This is a genomic window from Paenibacillus sp. PAMC 26794 (genome assembly GCF_000316035.1).
Lineage (GTDB): Bacteria > Bacillota > Bacilli > Paenibacillales > Paenibacillaceae > Paenibacillus.
In genome coordinates, this window is sequence record NZ_ANHX01000016.1 from 55,995 (window position 1) to 80,597 (window position 24,603).

18 protein-coding genes are annotated in these 24,603 nt (G+C 45.7%); 3 read left to right on the forward strand and 15 right to left on the reverse strand.

Annotated elements, in window-relative coordinates:
• Positions 1-13 precede the first annotated feature (13 nt).
• From D829_RS0109570 to D829_RS0109600, 7 genes are all read right to left on the reverse strand, one after another.
• A complete protein-coding gene (locus D829_RS0109570) occupies positions 14-838 on the reverse strand; it encodes a carbohydrate ABC transporter permease (protein ID WP_017688662.1) in 825 nt (274 codons plus the stop codon).
• Between the two features lie 22 nt (positions 839-860).
• Positions 861-1,727 (reverse strand): sugar ABC transporter permease, encoded by an 867-nt coding sequence (locus D829_RS0109575; RefSeq protein WP_017688663.1) that lies wholly within the window; start codon positions 1,725-1,727, stop codon positions 861-863.
• 67 nt (positions 1,728-1,794) lie between these two features.
• A complete protein-coding gene (locus tag D829_RS0109580; RefSeq protein WP_017688664.1) occupies positions 1,795-3,177 on the reverse strand; it encodes an extracellular solute-binding protein in 1,383 nt (460 codons plus the stop codon).
• Between the two features lie 258 nt (positions 3,178-3,435).
• Positions 3,436-4,737, reverse strand: a complete 1,302-nt coding sequence (locus D829_RS0109585) for a glycoside hydrolase family 125 protein (protein ID WP_017688665.1) — start codon at positions 4,735-4,737, stop codon at positions 3,436-3,438.
• 219 nt (positions 4,738-4,956) lie between these two features.
• Entirely contained in the window at positions 4,957-6,123 is a 1,167-nt protein-coding gene (locus D829_RS0109590) for a GntR family transcriptional regulator (RefSeq protein WP_241230755.1), read from the reverse strand.
• Positions 6,124-6,327: 204 nt separating this feature from the next.
• Positions 6,328-11,574 (reverse strand): S8 family peptidase, encoded by a 5,247-nt coding sequence (locus D829_RS0109595; RefSeq protein ID WP_017688667.1) that lies wholly within the window; start codon positions 11,572-11,574, stop codon positions 6,328-6,330.
• A gap of 742 nt (positions 11,575-12,316) precedes the next feature.
• Positions 12,317-13,555 carry an RICIN domain-containing protein gene (locus tag D829_RS0109600; protein WP_017688668.1) on the reverse strand — a complete coding sequence of 413 codons (1,239 nt, stop codon included), beginning with the start codon at positions 13,553-13,555 and terminating at the stop codon, positions 12,317-12,319.
• Between the two features lie 259 nt (positions 13,556-13,814).
• Between D829_RS0109600 and D829_RS0109605 the strand changes: the two genes are divergently transcribed.
• Positions 13,815-14,795, forward strand: a complete 981-nt coding sequence (locus tag D829_RS0109605) for a ChbG/HpnK family deacetylase (protein WP_017688669.1) — start codon at positions 13,815-13,817, stop codon at positions 14,793-14,795.
• A gap of 77 nt (positions 14,796-14,872) precedes the next feature.
• Here D829_RS0109605 and D829_RS0109610 read toward each other — a convergent pair whose 3' ends face one another.
• Positions 14,873-16,333, reverse strand: a complete 1,461-nt coding sequence (locus tag D829_RS0109610) for an alpha-L-fucosidase (protein ID WP_017688670.1) — start codon at positions 16,331-16,333, stop codon at positions 14,873-14,875.
• Positions 16,334-16,455: 122 nt separating this feature from the next.
• Between D829_RS0109610 and D829_RS0109615 the strand changes: the two genes are divergently transcribed.
• Entirely contained in the window at positions 16,456-17,289 is an 834-nt protein-coding gene (locus D829_RS0109615; RefSeq protein WP_017688671.1) for an AraC family transcriptional regulator, read from the forward strand.
• Between the two features lie 26 nt (positions 17,290-17,315).
• On the opposite strand, the gene D829_RS0109620 is transcribed toward D829_RS0109615, so the two are convergent.
• The 6 genes from D829_RS0109620 to D829_RS0109645 all read right to left on the reverse strand — a co-directional run bounded on the left by D829_RS0109620 (position 17,316) and on the right by D829_RS0109645 (position 23,929).
• Positions 17,316-18,668 (reverse strand): glycoside hydrolase family 30 beta sandwich domain-containing protein, encoded by a 1,353-nt coding sequence (locus D829_RS0109620; RefSeq protein WP_017688672.1) that lies wholly within the window; start codon positions 18,666-18,668, stop codon positions 17,316-17,318.
• A gap of 22 nt (positions 18,669-18,690) precedes the next feature.
• Positions 18,691-20,334: an extracellular solute-binding protein gene (locus D829_RS0109625; protein ID WP_017688673.1), complete on the reverse strand. Its 1,644-nt coding sequence runs from the start codon at positions 20,332-20,334 to the stop codon at positions 18,691-18,693.
• Positions 20,335-20,371: 37 nt separating this feature from the next.
• Positions 20,372-21,259, reverse strand: coding sequence for a carbohydrate ABC transporter permease (locus D829_RS0109630; protein WP_017688674.1), 888 nt, complete (start codon positions 21,257-21,259; stop codon positions 20,372-20,374).
• 15 nt (positions 21,260-21,274) lie between these two features.
• On the reverse strand, positions 21,275-22,264 hold the full coding sequence (locus D829_RS0109635) for an ABC transporter permease subunit (protein WP_017688675.1): 990 nt from the start codon (positions 22,262-22,264) through the stop codon (positions 21,275-21,277).
• 116 nt (positions 22,265-22,380) lie between these two features.
• Positions 22,381-23,403 (reverse strand): LacI family DNA-binding transcriptional regulator, encoded by a 1,023-nt coding sequence (locus D829_RS0109640; protein ID WP_017688676.1) that lies wholly within the window; start codon positions 23,401-23,403, stop codon positions 22,381-22,383.
• Between the two features lie 181 nt (positions 23,404-23,584).
• The gene (locus tag D829_RS0109645; RefSeq protein ID WP_017688677.1) at positions 23,585-23,929 is read right to left on the reverse strand and encodes a thioredoxin family protein; all 345 of its coding nucleotides are present in this window, start codon (positions 23,927-23,929) and stop codon (positions 23,585-23,587) included.
• A 118-nt stretch (positions 23,930-24,047) separates the two neighbouring features.
• Here D829_RS0109645 and D829_RS33680 point away from each other — a divergent pair, with 118 nt between their 5' ends.
• Entirely contained in the window at positions 24,048-24,185 is a 138-nt protein-coding gene (locus tag D829_RS33680; RefSeq protein ID WP_017688678.1) for a hypothetical protein, read from the forward strand.
• A 79-nt stretch (positions 24,186-24,264) separates the two neighbouring features.
• Here the strand turns inward: D829_RS33680 and D829_RS0109655 are convergent, their stop codons facing one another.
• A complete protein-coding gene (locus D829_RS0109655; RefSeq protein WP_017688679.1) occupies positions 24,265-24,558 on the reverse strand; it encodes a DUF3817 domain-containing protein in 294 nt (97 codons plus the stop codon).
• Positions 24,559-24,603 lie beyond the last annotated feature (45 nt).

A 24,603-nucleotide genomic window follows, 5' to 3' on the forward strand; every position in this document is an offset into this window, starting at 1 on the left:
GTACCTCCTGTCATTAACCTTTGGTTGCCCCGCCCATGCTGAAGCCCTTGGACATATAACGCTGGGAGAAGATGTACAGCACAACCGAAGGCGTTGTGTAAAGTAGTGAAAATGCAGCCAATCTGCCGTATTCAACCATGCCGTGGCTGCCGAAGAATTGATAAATCGTGACCGATGCAGGAAGTTTCTCCGGTGTCTGGAGCAGGATGTATGGCACGAAGAAGTTGCCCCAACTTCCCGAAAAGGTAAATATCGCTATCGTTGCAATACCTGGCAACATCAGCGGAGCCACGATTCGTCTCAATCCGTTCCATACGGACGCACCGTCGATCCACGCCGATTCTTCCAGATCAATCGGCACCGAATCCATGAAGTTTTTCATCATCCAGATGCCATAAGGAAGTGAGGATGCAGTCAGGAACAGCATCGTGGCAATGATGCTATTTTGCATTTTGAAGAACAGAAACATTTGAAATACCGGAACCATCACGGCAGTAATCGGAAGAGCTGTCATGAACAGAATCGATAACAAAAAGCTTTTTTTGAATCTCATTTCATAACGGGATAAAGGGTACGCAGCAAGGACAGATACCAGAACAACCAATATTGCTTGCCCTCCCGACAGAATCAGGCCCACACCGAATGAACGAAGATTGCTGGAATCCCCGAGTACATCCTTGAAATTTTGAATGGTCCAGGTACTGGGCATTTTGATGCCCTGTTGCGCGTTCGGGTCAAATGAAGCCAGAATGATCCAGAGCAGCGGCAATAAAAAACAGAGCCCTAGAAAAACTAGAATCCCGTACTGGATTTTACGTTGAAGCCCATGTTTGACCATAGGGATCGAACCTCCTTCATGGTTACACTTTCACTTTCATGGATCGCATGTAGAACAGGCTGGCGATAATACCGATGAACAGCAGCACCAGAGATATGGCTGTGCCGTATCCAAACTGATAGTTCACAAAGGCCTGGTTGTACATGAAGATCGGCAGAGTTTGTGTCGAAGTACCAGGGCCACCGCCGGTCATCGTATAGATCAGCGTGAACACACCCAGTGTCTGTAGAGTAACCAGCATCATGTTGGTGACGATGGACCCTTTTACCATTGGAATGGTGATATGTCTGACAATCTGGAACCCGGTGGCGCTGTCAATAATCGCAGCTTCTTCAACTTCCTTCGGAATATCATCCAGTGCCGACTGATAGACCATCATGGAGAAGGCCGTTCCGTGCCAGATATTCGCGATAATGACACTTACCATAGGGAAACTGAACAACCAGGAGATCGGACTTACCCCAAACCAGCTGAGGATCTGATTCAATGAGCCATTATCACTGAAAAAGGCAACCATACAGAATGCGACGACAATCTCGGGTGTCACCCAACCGGCAATGACGATGATGCCAATGACCCGGCGGAAGGTCACATTTTTTTCCTTCATTAGAAGAGCCAGAATGAAACCAAGCAATACTTGACCTATCACTGCGGAGAAGATGAGAAAGACCAGCGTGCGCCAGACACTAATGCGGAAGTCCGGATCATGGAACATATTAATGAAATTCTGGAATCCAACAAACTCCAAACTCTTGGCTGCCGCCCCGGTCAGGGCCATATTCGTAAAGGCAAAGCAGATCGTCAGAATGATGGGAACAATGAAAAACACAAGTAATAACAGTACGGAAGGCATTAGAAACAGAAATGAGCCTGGTGCTTTCCTTTTCATAAGTCACTCTCCATTCGAACCGGAAAAAGGGGAGATTGTGCCTCCCCCTCCGAATATATCGATATCCTTATTTCTCTTCGATGCTGTCCGCGCCAAGGGAACGGGATACGTTGTCCTTCAATTGCGTGACTCCCTCTTCCGGCGTCAGCTTGCCAGAGGCAATACTCTCAACAATGCTTTGCAATTGTGCAGATACCGCTGCATATTGATCGTTCGCTGGACGGAAGTGGGCCACATTCAAGAGTTCTTGTGCTTCTTTGGTATATGGACGATCTGTATAACCTTCAACTTCTGTGGAATCATTACGCGGGCTGAGGCTGCCTTCCGCTACGACGCGTGCAGTCGCATTTTCCTTATTCATCAGAAACTCGATAAATTTCCATGCCGCTTCCTTGTCTTTCGCTTGTGCAGGAACAGACCAAGCCCATCCTCCAGACATCGTAGTTGCCCCAGGTTCTTCCCCATTTTGTGTCGGGAATGGCGCAAAGCCTATTTTCTCTTCCACGTTGGCAATTGGAGCGGCGCCATTCTCAGCCCACGTTGATCCAGCCCAGCTGCCATCTACCGCCATCGCCAATTTGCCTTGTGGGAACTGTTGCTGGAATGCGATACTGCCAGCTTGACCATTCAGGGCGACCTGCATGGTAGGTCCTGTTTTATCCGTGTTAAACACTTGATCTATAAATTTGAAGGAATCCAGCAGCCCTTGGCTGTTAACGACCCATTTCTTGGTGGTGTCGTCGTACAGCGTATCCGCTGTGCCATAGAGCAGCATTTCCAGCGTTTGCATGGTGACACCTTCACCGTTCGCTTTGCCCACGATCAGATTAAGCGGCGTCACACCCGGCAGTTTTTGCTTGATTGTACGTGCTGCTTCGAGTACTTCTGCCCAGCTTGCAGGTTTGAATGGAACTTCAAGACCTGCCTGTTGGAACAGTTCCTTGTTATACCAGATCCCGCGTGTATCCGATGTGGCTGGAACGCCATACACCTTGCCGTCCTCACCCGTTACGCCTGCCTTCAGGTTGTCAATGATGTGTTCTTCCCAATCAGACCAGCCTTTGACCTGTTCATCCAAGGGCTCCAGGTATCCCGCAGCAGCATCGGATTTGATGATAGACGTATCTTCGGCGATGACATCCGGCGCCGTGTCCGGCGATTTCATCTGCAAAACCATTTTGGACGTGTAATCGCCCTCACTCGCCAGTACAGGCGCAATGTTAATTTCGATATCCGGGTTCTGCTTCTCAAATTCATCCACCAGACCCGACTTGAAAAATTTCGTCAAGGTGTCCTCTGATCCGGACGAACGAAACGATACGGTAACTTCCTTCTTCCCGTCACTGGTTGTGTCTGTACTGGATGAACCGCCGCTTGAACAAGCGGTCGTGAAGAGGAGCAGGGACGTCATCGCTACAGCGACTGGCATTTTGAATGAAAACTTTTTCATAGTTGGCTCTCCTTTGTCGGAATTCCAAAAATTCCGATCGTTATAATGTACTCGCAGGTTTCCGCTTGCTACCCTATCCTAGGTCGTGTCTCAAAACTCGCTGAAGTGCATCTTTTACCATCTTTTCGCCCCATGCTGCGTCACTTTCCCTTGACGTGCCCCGGCACGCCTGCGGAAAATTTCCTGACTTGGAACGAAAATTCGGCAAAATCTGCTTCCTTCGGAGTTTTCAGACACGCCCTAGTTCTTTACGCAATTCTATTTCTTTATCCGGAATCCGCAATAATCCATAATCAATTCACTAAAGAGCATGTTGGACCATGAAAACCATGGACGTGTATATTCATGTGGATTGTTGGCCGAAAATCCTTCATGGGTAAGTCCGGTATCCGCATCCGTCTTATGGATGAGTTGGAGCAATCGTAGTTTTTCGTTGCGATCCTCTGTAGTCAGCCCCTGCATTGATAAAGCGATATGCCAGATGTACCCTTCCGGTGTATGCGGACTACCGATTCCAGCAGCTGCAGTTCCCTCATAAAAATATGGGTTGTGCGAGGATAGAATGAAACGGCGTGTATTCTGATAAACCTTGTCATTCTCATCTACATATCCGAGATAAGGTAAAGACAGCAGGCTTGGCACGTTAGCATCATCCATTAGATTGTGATTGCCTTTCCCATCCGTTTCGTACGCATATATGGTTCCATATTCCGGATGTTCAACGGTTCCATAATCCTGAATACCCTTGTCGATCTCTTGCTCCAATTGCTTAGCAGTCGCTGCCAGCGTTTTATCCTCGAACACAGCTTCAGCAATTTCCTGTAGATATCGTAGCGCCACAACGGCGAACATATTGGATGGAATCAGATATCCATATTCACAACGATCATCGCTGGGACGGAATCCCGACCAAGTCATGCCTGTATATGCTGTTTCAGTACCTCGTCCCTCTCGGCTGAGCGTATCGGTTTCGGGAGCATCCAGACGTTGGAACGTATAGGGTGATTTCGTCTCATGATACTGTTCCACTTGCCATAACTGCATGATGATCTGGGCTGCATGACGGAACGTATCATTGAATTGAGTTGTTCTTCCCGTGTTCTTCCACAAGAGATAACTGAGCTGAATCGGATAAGCCAGAGAGTCGATCTCATACTTCCGTTCCCAGATCCAATCATTCATCTGCGTCAGGTCTTCCTGATGTCCTTTTCCACTCTCCGTCTCATTAAAAGCGTTTGCATAAGGGTCCAGGAGAATATAATTCAGTTGACGTTCAACAAGTCCAGCGATCATGTCGGCGATATCTTCATCCTCTGAAGCGAGAACCAGATAAGGTCTGACCTGAGCAGCGGAATCACGTAACCACATGGCAGGGATATCTCCCGTAATCACAAAAGTGGTTCCATCTTCTTTGCGCTGAATTGTGGTCGCCAACGTATTGGTAAAACAGTTTTTGAACATTTGGTTAAGTTCCGGATAATCCGGCATACGTTTGTTAACCTGATCAATCATGTTGTATATCGAGGGAGAAATTTCTTGATCATCTCTGGGTGTCAGCATGTTGTCCTCCTTATGTAATCCAGTTTGTTAACCGCTTTCATCATCCTAAAACGAATATAATGTTATGTCAATATATTTATTTGTATATTAGCATGTTATTTTAATTTCATAACATCAAATGGTATACCAACCAAAGTGATTCTGCCCTGTTTATTCTCCCACAAAAGAGACCTCGTATACACGAAGTCCCTGATTGTACAAAATGAATATAAGTCGCTATCACTTATCCTCTTGTCTCACTGTACTCGTCGATCTCCCCTTCACCAAGCGGGCAGGCAGAACGACTCGGTTCACTGCAATTTCGTTGTTCTGCATACTTTGAAGCACCATCTCGAATGCTTGTTTCCCCATATCAAACTGACTTTGTCTCATATGTGTTACACAGCATCCTTCGGCAGCGTCCGGACTGTCAAAACAAATGATGGATATATCTTCTGGAATCCTCAGACCAAGCCGATCTGCTGCCTGTTCTGCAAGTAAAGCAATATGGTACTCCGCAGCAAAGAGTGCGGTAATCTGCGGATATTTCTGTAAATGTTCCACCAGCGTCTCCACATCCCGGACCTCGACTTGAGGATCGAATACACTTGGCAATGTCGAAAGAAACGATTCTAACCACAGTTCCCTGTTCACCAGCACCCCTTGATCATGATGAGCCTCAATAATCCCTTCAATTCGTTCTTCAATCGGTGTGGTGTTCGCCGGAGGCTGTGTCAGAAAGGCGATGTGTCGGTGACCGAGGTTGAACAGATAATTCGTCCCTTCTCTCGCCGCGCCTACGTTATCCGTACTGACAGATGAAGCTGGAATGCCTTTCAGGTACCGATCAATTAGGACAAAAGGGAATTTGTTAACGACCAGTTTAAGAATCTCATCGCTGAAGTATTCTCCCTGTGCTGGGAAGATAATCAATCCGTCCACACCCAGTTCCAGCAGTTCCTGAATGCTCTGTTCCTCCTGCTCGGGAATTCCGAAGGATCGTCTGAGTACGAGAAAACAATCATGCTCTCGCGAAGCTTCTTCCATGCCATATAGCAGTTCTGTACCATACATGTCACTAAAGTTGGTCATGACCAGACCAATGAGCAGCTTTCTCTCCGGGTCTTTAACCGCAGCATGCGGAGCAGATTTGTTAGGTCTTTCCTGTAACTCGTCTGCCCTATCGGCTACAAAAGAACCCCGTCCCGGCTGACGAACAATTAATTGTTCACTCGCCAACATCTCAAGCGCTTTTTTAGTCGTAATCCGGCTAACTCCGAATTCATCACATAATTCCTTTTCCGAAGGAACACGCTCACCAACTTGATATTGATGAAGCTGTATCCGTTCGCGCAAGGATTCAAAGATCTGTTCATACATCGGCTTGGATGCCGAGTTTTTCCCCAATACAAGCACCTCCATAAATACCCATACTTCTCATGTTCTACATCCTAATATATCATGTTATATCATTAATGTGAAGAAAGGAGACAACTCACCTCTATCATATGAGAGCAAAAGAAAAAGCCGACAAGCCCTGATACCTCGGCTTATCGGCTTCTTGCTTAGATGGTCAAAACGCAGTTAGCATCCATGTCATACTTTGCATAATTAAGGTTGCAGACCCTCAGCGGACGATGGATCCACTTCCGTTTCAGTCTCTTCAGGGCTGGAATCCGGTTCTGGAACTGATTGTTCTTGTGCTGCGCTGACGAACAATCGTCCAGCTGCTTCAGCCTCTACTTTGTTGCCTGCTGCATCCTGAGCGCGAATCACAATGACTCCACCATCCAGAACAAGGGATGAAGGTGTTGTGTACGTACCCGTGTAACGACCAGCTTCGGTCTCCACCAATGAAATCTCTCCTGCCCCTTGGGCATTCAGATTCAGCGGTAACTGAATACGGAAAGATGCTTGCAGACCAGGTTTACTGTCAAACGAAACGGTGACACTCTCCCCTGATGTGATTCGAACATCTTCAGCTGGCGTAATATTCGTAAGTTCTGGCAACGCCGTTTCCACATAGACGGTGCGGGTTACGGTCGTTTTGTTACCAGCGATATCGGTTGCTGTAATGGTAATTGTGTTCTCGCCTTCATTGACCAATACGCGGTGACTGAAGCTTCTGTCTTTTCCCACTTGTACGGTTTGTCCGTTAACGGTTACCTTATCGAGGAATTGTTCCACGACATTACCCGTTACGTGAACAACTTCTGCATTGATGCGATCCCCTTGAGCTGGCGTAAGAATCGTCAACTGCGGTTTGGTCTGATCCAGAATAATGACGACGGGGAGTGAGCGGTCGGTCGTTTTCCCATCCACCACTGCCTCGGCGGTAATCGCATTAATGCCAGAACGGAGTTTCACACCGTATGAGAACTTCCCATTTGCGACAGTTGTAGTGCCAGCGAGATCTTTGCCGTTGTATATCTTGATCTGTGCGCCGGATGCCGGAGACGTTCCCGACACGGTGAAGGTTGATTGATTCGTATACGTGTTCGCAGGTGCTGTGAGCACAGGTGCATTTACCGGATATCTCACAACTGCACGAATCATGTAGTTACCTTCTTCATCAGGTGAAGTGCTCCACGCTCCACCTACTCGCTGCCAGCTTCGACCTGCATTTGGACCATCCTCATCGGTAGCGAGTCCCGGAGCGCTAGTTCCAGCTAAACTCTGTACATACACGATATAGAAATCACCCGTTACAATGACCGGTTCCGGGAATTCAACAGTTGTCCATTGATCGTTACGAAGTGCAGTACCGTCAAATGGTCCAGCCAGTTGTCGTCCCGGAGCTCCGCCCGCACCCGATGCATCATAGACGGCATATTGGAACGCTGTGCCTCCAGGTACAGGCCATTCGGTGTTCCAGAATCGGAACGATGCACCTGTCAGTTGAGCGGTCTCCAGCTCTGGTGTCATTCGAACTGCCCAAGCGTTATCCGCAGCATTAAAAGCTCGTGCGTTCTCTGCTGTTCCATCATCATAAGCAATTTCTCCAGGGAAACCGATGAACGGCTTCAAGGCAACATTTGCCTCAGCCGTACCATTGCCAGGGACAGTCACAGTAACGGTTTTACTGTAATAATCCGCAACCCGGATGGACAGGGTATAACTTCCTTCCAATACCTGAATATTGAAGCTGCCATCTGAACCTGTGCGAACTTCACCTACATTGGCATCTTCCACCACGAGAACGGAAGCATCAGCCAGCGGTTGTCCTGTCCGCTCATCCGTTACTACACCTTCAATCTGCCCATGCGGGATTGCCTCCAGATTAAAGTTGGCTTTGGCTCCACTGCCATCGGTGATCGTTACCTGCTGAGTTCGAGGATAATATCCATATGCTTCAGCTTTTAACGTGTAATCGCCTGCTACGTGTGTGAAGTTATACTTGCCTGTAGCTGGATCTGTCTTCACCGAACGCCCGGTTTCCAGTACGGTAACCGTTGCACTTGCAGGCAGGCTTTGTGGATTAACCGAGCCTGTTTCTGGTTTTTCAACTTCCGGTTGTTGCTGTTTCGTTTTGTTAAATTCCGCTTTGTCTGTCCGCGAAATTTTGTACCATGGATTATCATAGGACGGTTTTGGTTTGTCATTGTTAAGCACAACCGCACTGTCCTCCGTTACCGTCTCCGCAGCAACTCCCAGTACACGGAAATCATCAATGAACCAGCCTGTCTTCACAACACTGTTATCTGAGGTCAGGCGGAATCGGAATTGAACTTCATTACCGGTAAGTGCATCCAGATCATAAAATACGGGTGTCCATTGTTTACCGTTTGTACTATGTGAGAATTTGCCCAGTTCTGACCATGTGGTTCCACCATCCTTGGTGACTTCCACATACCCGTAGTCGTATCCACTCTCAATCTCGTACCAATGATTAAACGTGAGTGTTCCTTCGGACACATCCGTCAAATCAATGACCGGAGATACGAGTGAATAGTTGGAACCACTCTCGTACGTATTGTCGAGATCAGTCGCCCAGACATTCGGTGGAGAAACCGCGCTGGCAGGTCCCGTTACCGGAATACCGCGTTCCCACTCATCTTTGGTTCCCGAATGAGTCCAGCCATTATCATCACTGCCATCGAAATGATCGATGTAGATATCTTGAGGCACCTCTACTGTAATGGAGACCTCATTCGATTTGTCACTTTCATTGCCACTATAATCAAGTGCGGCAACGGTATAGTAATACGTCGAATCTGTCACCGTAGCCGTATCTGTAAACGTTGTTCCTGTTGCAGTTCCAATGGATTCATAACCTGCACCTGCGGTTGTGGAACGATATACGATATAGGATTCGAGATCCTCATCGCTCGGACCAGTCCAGCTCAAGGCTACATTACCAAGAATGTCGGCCGTCGCTGACAATCCGGCAGGAGCACCCGGAGCAATATCATCCAGTTCTTCTACAGCGAAATCATCAATGTACCAGCCAGCCTTTTGCACTGAATTATCGCTCGTCAGATTGAACTTGATGAACACCTGCTGTCCCGCATATTCGCGAAGATCCACATATTGTGTTTTCCAATTGCCACCTGTACCCGTAAAAGTTAACAGCTCTTCGAACACATAATCGCTATCCTCGGAAGCAATGTATACCTTGCCGAAGTCGATGTTATTCTCCAGATCATACCAGTGCTTAAAGGATAACAATGCCCCTTCCGGACTCTCGGTGAGATCAATTGGTGGCGCAAGCAGATATGCATTGCTATTCGCCACATAAGTTCCTTGCAGATTGGTTGCAATCACCTTGTCACCGGAGTATGCACTTCCAGGACCACTGCTTGGTGCTCCCCATATCCAGGTACTTCCGGTTCCGCCAGTGGTGAAGCCCAGCTGATCTTCTTCAAAATTCTGAAGATATCCTGGCTGAACACCATTGGACACAGCCACTTTATATACCTGACTTTCGAATCCGTTGTTGCCGTAATCATTCACGCGGATATAATACTCTACACCTTGCGGTTCAATAAGAAAAGCAGGGATTGTCGCTGTATATGTCCCATCTTTTTTATCTCCAGCAATCCGATTCATCGGCAGATAGACGTACTGGTTGGTGCCTGTCGTTTTGGCAAAAGCCTCGACGGAGACTACCGCGACGTTATCTGTCACATGAGCGGTTAATGGTATATCGATGCCTGTAAAGGCAGAATTAACAGGGGTATGTGCCAGTACCGGCTCTTCTAGATCATCTCCCGCCGTAACCACTCTGCCGGATACTGTGCCGATCCCTTCGAGTACCGAACCCACAGCATCAAGGGCATTAATAATGCCGTGACCGTAGCCGTTATTAGGAGATGTCGGATACTGACTATCTGTTCTCGGCGTGGCTGTATCTGTAATGATCTGCTCCAGCTGATCCACTGTAAGGGAATGATTGGCCTGAAGCAGCAGTGCAGCAAGCGCAGTTGTATGCGGGCCTGCCATGGACGTTCCGTTCCAGCCTCCCTCATATACACCGCCTGGAACTGCTGAACGGATATTCACACCAGGGGCAGATACTTCCGGTTTGATCTCACCATACGGGGATGGGCCCAGCAGGGAGAACGAAGCCAGATTTCCGTTGATATCGGTTGCTCCTGTAGCAAAACTTTCAGGATAGTTGGCCGGGTTAGCAACAGAACCAGGTCCGCCCGGGTTACCCAGTCTCACATTTCCTGCGGAGAATTCCGGGAAAATCTGAGCATCACGCCAGGCTTGCACCATCGGTCGGAACCATTCATCCAGCCCGGCACCGCCGCCCCATGAGTTGTTGACGACATCCGGTGCAAGTTCAGGATGCAGATTGCCTTCCGCATCCACCGGAGCGATCAACCATTGTCCGCCATCCAGAATAATGGCATCTGTTGTTTCCGGATTGAATATCCGTACACCAATCCACTTCGCACCGGGAGCAACCCCGATCTGGTTGGTGCCATCTGCTTCGGAGCCAACCATTGTACCCATCGTGTGCGTACCATGCCCGTCTCCGTCCGCAGGAAGTGAAGCATTACTGTGCGGATCATACCAGCTCAGTTCGGGATCAACGATATTGCCCGAAGCATCCAGTCCCCGCCATTTGCTGCGAAGCGCAGGGTGGGTATAGTCCACACCGCTGTCCAGATTGGCAACAACAATCCCTGTTCCATCGATCCCCCGATCCCACACGGCTGGCGCATTGATGTAATCCAGGTTCCATTCCACGTTCTCTGTCGCAAGCTTGTCTTTTGCAGCAGGCTCTTTGTCTTTGACTCCGACTGAAGAGTCTTTAACTGGCGTTTGGACAGCATCTTTGCCTGGTGCCGCATTCGCCGGTTCTTTACTCACTTCTGCTTTCTGTAAGTATCTCGTCTCATTCGGTAGAATCTTCTCTACCTCAGGCAGCAGCGCAATCTGTTCCATGACTTCTTTGGTACTTGTCACTGCCAGTGAATTGACAATAAAATAGCTTTTATATTCTTTGACCTTACCCAGGTCAACTTCCTTTTCCAGATAAGTTTCCAATGGATATTGTGTACGTGAGGCCGTTTCTCGCAGAGAGCTGACGACCGAGCTTCGTACCGACAGTTTGGTAGCTGAAGCTGTTTGCTTCTCGATCGTCGCCTTTTCCATGGCTTGTTTGGATACGGACGCTGTATCCACCTGCTCTTTCATTTTTACCAGATAAGTGACGTAGTCATTGCTCTCAAATTCCTTGCTTAGTTTCGCATTGACTTTGGAGGTGGAGCTCTTCTCCATACTGGATTTCATGTCGATCTTCTGTGATACGGCGTTTTCAGCTGAAACCGGATGAATGATAGATAATGCAAGGAGAAGCGACAGGCCCATAGAGAGCGGCTTGCGTAAACGATTTATCTTTATCAAACTTTTCCACTCCTTTTACCCGGTTTTTGTAATACAGCGATTTACTGTATCCATTCCTTCAAACGAAACGATGAAACGGCCTTCATTGGTCAGACGTATTGCGTTTCATTTACTCCAAGCCTCACCTCCTTTACAGGACAAGTTATTAATTTAATTACATTGTATGTGAAGGATTATAAAACTCTTAATGAATGGATATTAAAGAAGTGAATTTCAGATCAATCATTTTTGAGGTTGGAAGTGTTTTCGCATTCAACAAGGAGGGTAACCAAGAGCGTTAGCAAGAACGCATAATTTACATGGGAGCTTCATTGATGTGGTTGGATCAGGAGCTTTCTTGGAGTTAGGTGTATACTTCTTAAAATTACATATAATATAAAATTTAGAATCCAATTGTATTTTTATGGTATATTATAGAGTCATACTTCGAGATACACAAGCACTTTTATTGAAAAAAATAGAAAATAAGTCTTTTTAATGCTTTTTAAGTCCATTGACTCTGCTTTTCTTAATTTTTATACGCAAATGCGAAAGATATCATCTTTTGATAGATTAAAATGGTTCTTTATAACTATGAAGAATTTATTCTGACATCTTATTCTGACATCAAAAAGAACGACGAGATAAACCTGTCGCCGTTCTTTTTGGGTTCTGACATTTTCAGTTAAGCGTTTCCTCGATAGTCGAAAATCAAATGGGCGGATGAAATAAAGTATACAGTTCTTGATCTTTTTCCAATTTATCAGTTCAATTTGCTAAAAGACCACCTCTGAGCATCTGTACCGTTATCATTCCATTGCTGCACTGCCGCCCCATCTGCCGTTGAAGAGTTCGAAACATCGACTGCCAATCCATTGATTTTGGAAATGATTTTATGATAACCGTTCCCCGTATCCTGGATGCTCCACCTTTGGGCATTGGACCCGTTATCATCCCATTGCTGCAATTGTACTCCGGCCGAGGAGGATGAGTTGGGCACATCCAGCACTTTTCCGCTGTGGACCGCCGTAAGCTTGTAATAGCCATCCCCTGTGCTATTCACTCTGAACGTTTGATTGCTTGCACTATAATTAGTCCACTGCTGCACCTTGGCTCCGCTCGCCGTAGACACGTCCACAATATCCATGACTTTTCCGCTTGCTTTCGAACTGATCGTGTAAAGACCACCATTGACAATACTCGGTGCTGCCGCTGCCTGGTAAACACGTACATAGTCGACAAGCATTTGTGACGGGAAAGGTGTCGCATTATTCGGGCTGCCAGGCCAATTTCCGCCTACAGCCATATTCAAGAGGAGGAAGAACGGACGCTGGAACTCCTCGGTGTTCCCTGTTCCATTTTCGATATAAAATTCATTGAATTGTTTGCCATCTACAAACCAGCGGATATATTTGGCGTCCCATTCGATGCTGTATACATGAAATTGAGAAAAATCAAGATTCTCCGATATCTTTCCATAGTCGGCATGCCCGTTAGCATCCCAATGTACGGTGCCGTTTACATAAGCATTGTTATTGACCCGCTCCATAATATCGATCTCTCCGCTCTTTGGCCAACCTACAGAAGTAATATTGCTTCCCAGCATCCAAAAAGCAGGCCATAACCCCTGACCGGACGGAAGCTTGATCCGTGCTTCAACTTTCCCGTACGTAAACTCCTTCAAACCTTGGGTTTTGATTCGGGCCGAGGTATAATTGCTGCCATTGTAATTTTCTTTACGCGCGGTAATGACCAGATTTCCACCGGTCACTTGCAGATTTTCGGGACGATTTGTATAATACTGCAATTCATTATTTCCCCATCCGCTGCTGCCCGTACCAATCTCCGCCGACCAGTTCGAGGTATTCAGGGAGCTTCCAGTGAATTCGTCACTCCACACCAGATTCCAATTGGTCGCAGCACTCGTCGTCGTACCAGGCAGTAAAACGATCAAAAAACTGAAAAGCACAAGCAGACTTACGAATTTCTTTTTTTTCAACAAACTGTTCCCTCCCCATAATAACGGACTGATTTTGAACGGGCGCCCCCATTCTTCTCAATCAATAACAACGTTTACATTAAATGTATTCTACTTGCGACTCAATTATTTCTATAATGACACTGGATATACAATGGACAAGACAAAATTTAAAAGTATTTTGTCAGGTCTGTGCGAATGAACGGTCCATACCTGGTGACCTGTAATATATTGGGGACATGGCAATGGATTCGTTATCAACGTAAGAAAGGAGATCATCATCTTGAGTAGACAAGTGATTATTAACGCGGACGATTTTGGTCTCTCACCTAGCGTTAATCAGGGAATTATTCAAGCCTATCTGGCTGGAGGGATTACGAGTACTTCAATGATGGTGAATATGCCGGGCCTCGACCATGCAGTAAGCTCTGCCTGTTCGTTGCCAGACCTTGGAATCGGATTGCATTTCAACCTGACTTACGGGAGACCCGTGTCCGAACCTTCCCAGGTGCCCTCTTTGGTGAATCCTGACGGTTCTTTTTATAAGGGCGACAATGTTACCATACGAGACATAGCTGATATTGCGAAAGAACTCGATGCACAATGGAATGCTTTTATCCAGACCTCCTTTACGCCTACACATCTGGATTCCCATCAACTGCTGCACCAAAACGATCCCAGAATATATAAAATCATGGCCGAGAAAGCCGTCCGGGAAAACATCCCGCTCCGGAGATCGCAAATCCGGCATTCCATACCAGATTTGTCTGCCCCCCGAATGACGGATACAATTTTGCTGGACACGTATGAAGGACCCGAAGGCTTACGTCGTTTGCTCCATCATTTGTCTTCGCTCCGCGCAGGTGTCACCGAGATTGTATGTCATCCCGGATATGTAGATGATGTGCTGCGTGACATATCCAATTGGCTGGACATTCGCGAGCATGAGCTTAAGGTATTTATCAATCCGATAATCCCCCGAACGCTACAGGAACTGGGCATTATCCCCATAAACTACAAAACGATGAATGCTATACCGGATGCATACTCCGAACTGCTCCCTATAAGAACACCAATACCGATACCAGGATCTGGAACACTAACATTGCCCGTAATATCACCTACATCATTAACATCCACCAAAAAAACTCGTTATCTCCGCCAGCGCTTATCCAAGCAGCAACGTATAATTAAGGCGCTTCGGATGTCCAGTAAACGAAGAGCCAAAGCCCGAACGGTCTCACGAAAAACACGAAAGCATTAGACTGCAAAAGGCTGACTCATCATTAAAATAGGACCGTTACCAGTGTGTCCCCTTCCTGGTAACGGTCCTTCATTCAATTAATCCAATTCAATTTTGAAAACAATCGGCGCATTACTTTTCACAGTTGTCGTTGTGATCGTCAGTGCGTCCGCTGTTCTCTCCCATTTCGGTTGTTCCTCGTAACCAAGTACCTGAATACCTTGAATAACGCCTTGAAAATGATGAGAATTTTCCTTCAGCGATTTAATGTGAATCACCCCGTTATCCGGGTAGGCAAGAACCGTGGCATACAGACTGCTTTCTTTTAACGTAAACCGTATATCTTCACTTGTAAATATCTTCGTATCCCCGTCAGTGAATTGTCCTTCCTTCACCTCTGTCGGACCCTCGCCAAACGTACGCCAGAATGACGTGTCATAGATCGCTTCCCCATTCACTTCCAGCCACTTGCCGATACTCAGCAAAATGTCGCGATCTTCATCCGGTATGCTGCCGTCTGCTTTGGGTCCAATGTTCAGCAGTAAATTTCCGTTTTTGCTTACAATATCGACGAGATCCCGAATGATCTCTTCGGCTGTTTTATAGTTATTATTTTCCGTATAACACCATGAGTTTTTAGCGACAGCTGTATCCGTTTGCCAAAAATAGGGCTTGAGCTCAGCAAACTGTCCCCGCTCCACATCCGGAACGGCACTTCCAAACATATAGGCCTCATGTTTATAATTGATAGCTACAGGCACACCCCATTCTTCGCCTTTGTTATAATAATAAGCAGCAAATTTTTTAAGATAGGGCTTGAATGCAACCGTTTGAATCCACCAATCGAAATAAAAGACCTTTGGCTGATATTGATCGACCAGTTCACAGCATCGAATCAACCAGTCTTCCAGATACTCCTCGGTTGGAGGTGAGTCATACAAGTCGAAGTGATCCTTGGGTTCAGGCATGGCAGGCCAATAGAAATCCCCACGCTCCAGGGGTTCCTTAATATCTGAATCAAACTCCTTCCCGTGAGACATGAAGAACCAGTGCTCGGCGCGGTGAGACGACACACATAAGGTCAGCCCCTGCTTCTCATACGCAACCTTCATCTCACCCAGAAGATCCCGTTTGGGGCCCATTTCATATGTGTTATAGTGAGAGATAGAGCTTTTGTACATCTGAAAACCATCATGGTGCTCAGCCACAGGCATAACATATCTGGCTCCAGCTTGTTTGAATAACGTTGCCCATTCATCTGCATCGAACTTCTCTGCACGAAACATCGGAATGAAGTCTTTATATCCAAAGTCCTTATGGGGTCCATATACCGCAAGGTGATGTTCATAAGCTTTGGTGCCTTGTATGTACATATTTCGCGAATACCATTCGCTATCATAGGCCGGTACAGAATATAGCCCCCAGTGAATGAATATGCCGAATTTCGCTTTTTGGTACCATTCGGGAGCTTGAAAGGCGCTAAGCGAACTCCAGTTGTCCTTGAATTTACCATTGGCAATCGTTGCTTCAATCTGTTGCAAATATTCGTTTTTGTACATGAGATGTTCTCATCCCTTCTGTTATTGTCTGTAGTTGTATTGTAGTGCTACGGCCGAAGGATAGACATGCAGAACACTAACTTTTAGATGGACAATAATAACCTTGTATGGAGGTGAAAAGTATGAATCACCAAACTTTGCTTACGAACTACCTGTCTAATCTCCAAGTCGAATTATTCATGGTCAATTACAATCGGTGTGATACCGATTGGCGGGATCTGGATTACACGCCCGATTACAGCAAGTTTTATTTCATATGCGAAGGTGAAGGTTGGCTCAAGATTGGGAATGAGGAGTATTATCCTGCGCCTAATCAGCTTATTTTAATGCCAGAGGGGATCAAACAGTCCTACTCTGCCATTAATGACCGTCCTTTTCTCAAATATTGGTGTCACTTTAGCGCAAAGGTTGGGGGAATCAATTTGTTCCAAATTCTGAAATTCCCACACATCTGTACGATTGATCAACCTGAGTTGATTCAAGCAATCTTCAGCAGTATCCTTACATATGCAAAATCCGATGAAGTCTATGGCCATATGATGGCCAAGAGCAAACTAACCGAGTTACTATCCCACTATATAATGAATCTGGATCTGGATCAGATCTCTTTTATTAACGTGCCTGTCATGGAGAAACTGTCCACCATTCTGGCGTATATTGATTCCAACATCGAAGAGAATATTTCGGTTCAGGATCTGGCCCAGATCGCCTACATGCATCCGAATTATTTCATTCGATTCTTCAAGCAGCAGATCGGTGTTCCTCCGATCCTCTATATTACTGGCAAAAAAATCGATAAAGCCAAGGAACTGCTGACCTGCACCCCGAACACAATAACTGCCATCGCCGAGCATCTCGGTTTCAGTGATTTGTATTATTTCTCCAGACAGTTCAAAAAGCATACAGGGCTCACGCCCACGGAGTACCGCAAACAAAAAACGGTACTGACAACGTAAGACGTAAGCCCTGATCTCAGGTATGTTTACTTATTGGGATGAATTAAAATGGATGTAGCACTTTTGCTTTCCATTTGAAAACATAACAACTCTTCATTTCGCAGCTTGGTCTGCACATTCGCCGTCTCCTCCCCATCATTGAAGAGGACTAAAGCTACAGAACCATCGGCATTTTTAAAAGCCACAGAACAAATTCCATGATCACTGGACGTTGATTCAATCCGAACAGCCTTTGGACGGATCAAAGCACTAAAATGTGCCAGGGCATAATAATCAAGTGTATACGTAAGTTCCTTTGTTTGCTGATTCACCTGGACGATCCCACGACACGTACTGCGGCCAAATCCAGGAACGGTTGGCCCGTTGTTCTCATCAAGTGCCATATTCCAGAGTACCAATGACTTGCTGTAATTACGAAGGATCTGAATTCCCGTTCGCATCACATTCGAGAAGGCTTGCTCAAATGGCGGAATCCACTCTCCGCCTGAGCCTTCAGTGAAATGCACTTCTTTACCTGCAAAAGCTTCATATACCTTCGTTTGAGCAGATGCATCGCCCCCGTACCAGTGCCAGGCCACTCCGTCAACTTCCTCTCCCGCTTGTTCCAGTAAGGTCAGTGGATAGTCCGGTTGATCCCAGTTGTGATCGTAACAGAAAATTTTGGTTTGAATATCGTTACTAACAAAGGCTGGTTTGAGATGGTTTTTGATAAAGTCTGCTTGCGCTTCGGCTGGCATCAACATACCGGGATAGTGCCCGGGTTCATAAAGCGCCTCATTCTGTGGTGTGATGGCATGGATGGGTAATCCATGCTCTGTATAAGCTTGAATGTATTTCACGAAATATTCGGCATAAACGGGGTACCATTCAGCCTTCAATTGTCCGGTAATCATTGATCCACTCGTTTTCATCCAGCCGGGTGCACTCCATGGTGAAGCAAATAGCTTCAGTTCAGGATTCAATGCCAACGCCTTTTGAGTTAAAGGAATAACGTCCTCCTCATCATGTGAAATGCTGAATTGGGTTAATTCTGCGTCTGTCTGCTGTTCTGGCATATCGTTATAACTGTATACCGTTCTCGCATAGTCCGAAGCGCCCATCGGATTACGGATGACCGACAGCCCAATTCCTTTCTCCGGATGGAATAGTCGGGTCATGACCTCATCCCGCTGCTCCTCATTCAAGATTTGGTTGATCAAATAGGCAGATGAATCGGTAAAAGAAGCACCAAATCCGTCCATCTCCTGATACGTTAGCTGATCATCCAGAAGAATGGTCGTTGTCTCCAGATCAGGGGCAAGAGGTTGCAATTGATCCGAGGACACAGATACAAATAATTCATCTTCTCCTGTTGATTTGTACATTTTGAATGTAGTCATAGGATTCTCCTTTGTATTTCTATTATTGAATGCCTAGTTTCTCTTTGTTCAGTTTCATCTTTTCACTGCGTACCTTCACAATCTCTTCCCAACGGTTTTCACCTAAAAATGACTTGTAAGCAGCCAATGCATTGTCATACGAGGCATCATCCTTGGAACGTACCATACTGACTAGCGTTGTATTCCATTTGGTGTTAATCGCCGACAACGCACGAGCTTCAGGTGTACCTTGATCTGGGCTAATATTCTCCAGAATGAAGTGTGGTTTCAGCTTGCCTTTGCCCCACTCCTGCATCTGTTTAATGGCTTCCGGAAAAGCATCTGCACTGAGTGCTTTGTGGCGGTCATGACCGAAGAACATAAATTCGCCCATCCGGTAATCTTTTTTAAATTGATCCGCATTGTGCAGCTGCATGTCTTTCACGGCAGGCAGCAACTCAATGCTACCGTCTGCTTTCGTTTGATAGGTCTCGCCTTCAATTCCATAATTCATGAGCGTTTGGCCTTCTTCACTCAATAAGTACGTAAAGATTTGAATTGCCTTGGCCGGGTCTTTACAGTCCTTGGAAATAAAGTTGATCATCCAGCCCGTTATCCCGGATTGATTCAATGTTGGTGCATTGCCCTTGGTACTCTGTGGCCCATCGATAGCAACATATTCTTTGCCTGGATTGGCACTCATGTAGATTTGCAAGTTTCCTCCTTGCTGAGGAGTACCGTCAAGCAGCATGGTCGCATATTTACCGGACTTCACTTTTTCCTCAAAAGCGGTTCCATCATCGGCAAAACTGTCATCACTGATATTGCCGTCTCTATACACGGTGTTTAATGTTTTCAACCACGTGAGGTAATCTTCATCCAGATTGCGATCATAGAATTCTCCTGATTCGGTCTCCAACGGAACGCCGATGAAATCTTGCAACGTATCCCCGAGTGAACCCGTTCCTTCACCTACGGCATTAAAGCCGAATGGAATTAGAGCCGGGAACTTCTCCTTGATCTGTTTCATCACACTCTGGAATTCTTCTGGCGTTCCAATGACCGGACTACCCAAAGCTTTGTACACATCCTTACGAATGATAAATGCCGTTTTGGCAGGAATGTTTCCGCTATCATAATCCTCTTGCGTATTGGAATAGTTCGGGTAACCATAGGTTTTTCCATCCGCCAATTGGAACCAGTTCAATGTATCGGCAGCCGCAACTTTGTTGAAGTAAGGATCATATTTTTCCGCCAGATCGTTCAGCGGCATAGCCCAGGTTGCAGCTTTTTGTACCACAGGAGAATTGGAGTCAAATACGGTCAGCAAGTCAGGCATATCTCCACCTGCGAAAAAGGTATTTAACTTGGTATCATCACCCGTGATGAATTTAATATTGATGTTCAGATCCTCTTTGATTTTCTTGGTGACAATGTCCTTGCCAAAATCGGTGTTCCACCAGTCTGCATTGACGTACCAGGTCAGGTCGGTAGCCTCTTCCTTTTTATCCAACTGCCAACCCGGCTTTTCCGGGTCAACCGTATAGCGATCTTCAATAGATACCCAGTTTCCTTCACTGGAGCCCCCAGATCCACCGCTGCAACCTGTAATCATAAGTACGGCTGTGAGCAATGTTGCGAGCAATTTAATCCCTTTTTTTCCTGATGCCTTGTTCAACTTCAACATATTTTTGTTCCTCCTCAAAATGGGGTATTTAGTTCTCCTATTCCTTGACCGCACCCAGCATCATTCCCGAGATAAAATATCTCTGAACGATGGGATAGATTAGTACGATTGGTAGCGTAGTAATGACAATAGTGGCCAACTGCACACCTTTGGTTGTTGTTTCGATGACAGCCGAACCCCCGACATTTTGCATAGATTGGGTCTGAGACTGCACGATAATCTCATACAACATCATCTGAAGTGGATACAGTGACTGATCGGTAATGTATAACTTGGTTGTCATGAAGTCGTTCCATTGCCCTACCCCATTAAATAGCGCAATTGTAGCCATGGCAGGCATGGAGAGTGGGATGAAGATTTTCAGGAAAATATGCCAATCCCCGGCGCCGTCAATCTTAGCCGATTCTTCCAGAGAATCTGGGACATTCCGGAAGAAATTCATCAGGATCACGACATCATAGAAACTGAATAATGCCGGAATAATGTACACCCAGAAGCTGTTTAACAATCCAAGTGATTTGATTAACAGATACGTCGGGATCATGCCACCAGAGAAGAACATCGTGATGACCCCCATGGCAACATATAATTTACGGCCTCTTATGTACTTTTTGCTCAGACCGTAACCAACCATGGCACAGAAGAACACATGTGTAACAACGCCGATCGTTGTTTTGGAGACCGATATGAAGAATGCCTGCCAGATGCCCTGATCATTGAATACAGCTCTGTAATTCTCCAGCGAGAATTCCGGTGACCAGAAGATGAATCCGCCTTCCGCCAGCGCTTTGCCTGAGCTAAAGGAAGAGATGATGACATTCCAGAGCGGAACCAGAATAACGATCGTACAGATGATTAGCAGTATCATGTTTAAGGTATCAAAGATCCGACTATCGAGATCTTCTTTTGCCACCTTTCCATTCACGCGGGATGCCTCCTTCTACAACACAGATTGATTATCGTTTAATTTGCTTGTGATTTTGTTCGCCGTGACGAGCAGAATGACAGAGATGATCGAGACACCCAAGCCAACGGCCGTTGCATATGAAAAGTCACCCTGTGACATCCCCATACGATACACGTACGAGTTAATGACTTCCGCTTTGTCGCGGTTTTGGGAGTTCATGAGAACCAGTGTCTGATCCAGATTCGACCCTAATAAACCGCTTACAGTTAGAATCAAATTTAGGCTGATGATTGATCTCATATTAGGTAATGTGATATTCCAGATCTGTCTGAGACGGCTTGCACCATCGATTTTGGCAGCTTCATAATACGTTGGATCAATCTTCGCCATGATTGCCAGGTACAAAATGGTTCCCCAGCCTGCCTCTTTCCAAATATCCGATAACGTAGCAATCCACCAGTACTTGCCTGCATCCAGCAAGATGTTCTGCGGTTGCGAGATCACTCCCAGGCTAAGTAACAACTGATTAAATAAGCCCGTTGTCGAAAACCAGGTGATCAGCATTCCCCCAAGTACGATCCAGGACAAAAAGTGAGGTAAATATGAAACCGTTTGCACAAATTTCTTGAAGCGTCCGCTGTTTAACTCATAGATCATGATCGCGAGAATGATGGGAATGACGAAACCTATACCCAGTTTCAAAAAACTGATCCCCAGTGTATTCACGACTGCATCCCAGAAGTATTTGTCTGACATAATGATTCTGAAATTATCCAGTCCTACCCATGGAGCGGTGGCCAGCGTATCAATGACCGTGTAATTTTTGAAGGCAATCGTCAACCCGTAGATCGGAATGTAACAGAATATAATCATAAAGATAATGCCAGGGATAATCATGGATTGAATCTCCCATTGTCTTCGATAATCCACTACGAATTCTTTGATCCGTTGTCCAATAGGCTTCTTTCCGTTGAGGCTGATATCACTTTTACCAGATGATGTTTCTACCGCTAATTTATCCACGTTCTTTTACTCCCCTCCATCATGCATTGATTATAAAAACGTTTTTATTTTTCGCCATAAAAACCCCCTCGGCTCTTATTTATGTAAAAAAAGACCGGAGAAGAAGCTGAATCAACTTATGTACGATAGTCTTTCCGGTCGATCTTCACATGGCTTGAACCTCTAACCACCAGCTCACCCGCCAATTTTTGCGCAGCCCCTTGTTCTTTCTCCTTGATCATACCCACCAGTTGATTGATTGCCAGGATACCCTGCCTTGCAATTTGATTTCTTACCGTTGTGAGCGGTGGGGAAAAATATTGTGCGATATCAATATCGTCGAAACCCACGACACTAACATCTTGAGGCACTTCAAAACCCTCAGACTTCAACGCATGCATACAGCCAATTGCACTCAAGTCATTCCCTGCAAGAAATGCATCAGGCCGCTTGCCGGGGTGTAAATGAAGAAAAGATTTTATCGCACTATACGTGCTCTCTTCCTCAAAATAACCCTGTATAATGTAATCTTCATCAATCGGAAGCTGATACTCATGCAAAGCAGCCAGATAGCCGTCTCTACGCTGCACACTGTCAAACATCGTGTCCACACCCGAAATATAAGCAATTTTCTTATGCCCAAGCCCAATTAGATACTTGGTTGCTTCGTAAGCCGCCACATACGAGTCAAAAATGACACTTCCCATCGTATCGCTCTGATAAACCCGATCCAAAAAAACTGCCTTGATCTTGTCTTTCTCCATGGCGATAATATCTTGCTCATCGATCCGAAGCTCTTCGTAGATAATGACACCATCCACCCGCCGACCCAGAATATTACTCATAATAACGTGTTTATCCTTGGTCACAAATACATTCAGCCCGTACCCAAGACGATCACATTCACGAGACATCGACTCGACCAGCTTATAGAAATACGGACCCGATACACTGGTGGTGAAAAAACCGAGCATTTTGGTTTGACCGGACTTCAACAGCTTGCCATTCAGATTGGGCACATAATTTAAACGTTCTGCCACCTTAAGAACATGTGATTTCGTCTCCGGGTTCAAGACATCCACACCATTCAAAGCGTTGGAGACTGTAGATATGGATACGCCAGCTTCCCTTGCAACATCTTTAATCGTTATCTTTGCCATAAGTTTTTGTTCCTTTGCTATAAAAACGTTTTTATATTGTTTAAATTATCATAAAACCGTTTTCATGGCAACAATTTAATTTGTGAGTTCAGGCATCATGTCCTTTATCTATGGCTATATGTTGCTGAGAGCGCAAAAAAACGGCTCATGTGTGAGCCGCCGTTCAAGAAGCTTTAGCTTTCTATTCCTCATCCTGGATATACATGGAGTGAATCTGTAGCAGCTGCTCTTCCAGACGTTCCAAGCGAACAAAACGATCCGCTCGAATATATTCCTTCTGCTCCACAAGCATGATCATTGTTGGAACGGTAAAAATAAGAAACTTGGATGCAACCTCTTCCACGTCGTTAGCATTAATGTGACCGAGGTATATTGATGGATAAGGTTCAAGCAACGCCCTAATCTTGGGGAGTAAAGCGTGACATACACTGCACTCTGGACGAGATACATACAAAAAAAACAATTCATGTTGTTGAATAGCTTCTTCAACCATTTCTATGGATGTTAACTCATGAATATCTTTCATAGAAGCTCAACCCTTTCAGTCATTCAATAGCTTGCTCATTTAAACTTTTTCTTTTCAAGTATAGCCTATGTGCGTTAGAATCAAATGGAATATATACCCATATGAAAGAGGTTATGGTATGAAAAAATCATTCTTATTTCTGTTCACTGCCCTGGTTGTTGTTACTTCCTTCTCGGCGTATACACCTGTGTCGAATGCCTCTGGCGATATTGGAGTCAGCTTATTGTCCGATCGTCAGCAAGGTACAGTAAAGTAGTACTTGTACAGAAAGTAACAGGCGACAATTCGGATAACATCTGAATTAGTCGCCTGCTTTCATTTATTCTTATTGATTTTTATTTCCAATTTCTCTTGCGAAGGTAGGATTCGAATACGAAAGTTCCAAAAGGCAGAAAGCCGGCCAGTACACCCATCAACCAGCGTCTTGCCTTCCACTTTTTGACCACTGCCAAATGCACTAGCGCAATAAGGTACAAAGGAAATAAAATACCATGAATCATGCCCATTACGGCTACAGCGGAAGAGATATCTGCAAAATATTTCAGAGGCATAGCAATAAAAATCAATAAAAGTAAAGATACGCCCTCCCATATGCCAGCAATTCTGAATCGGCCTGTCACTGTTTTCATAAAGTCCATTCTCACCTTTCCCGCAGATCGTTTGTGAAATATGTA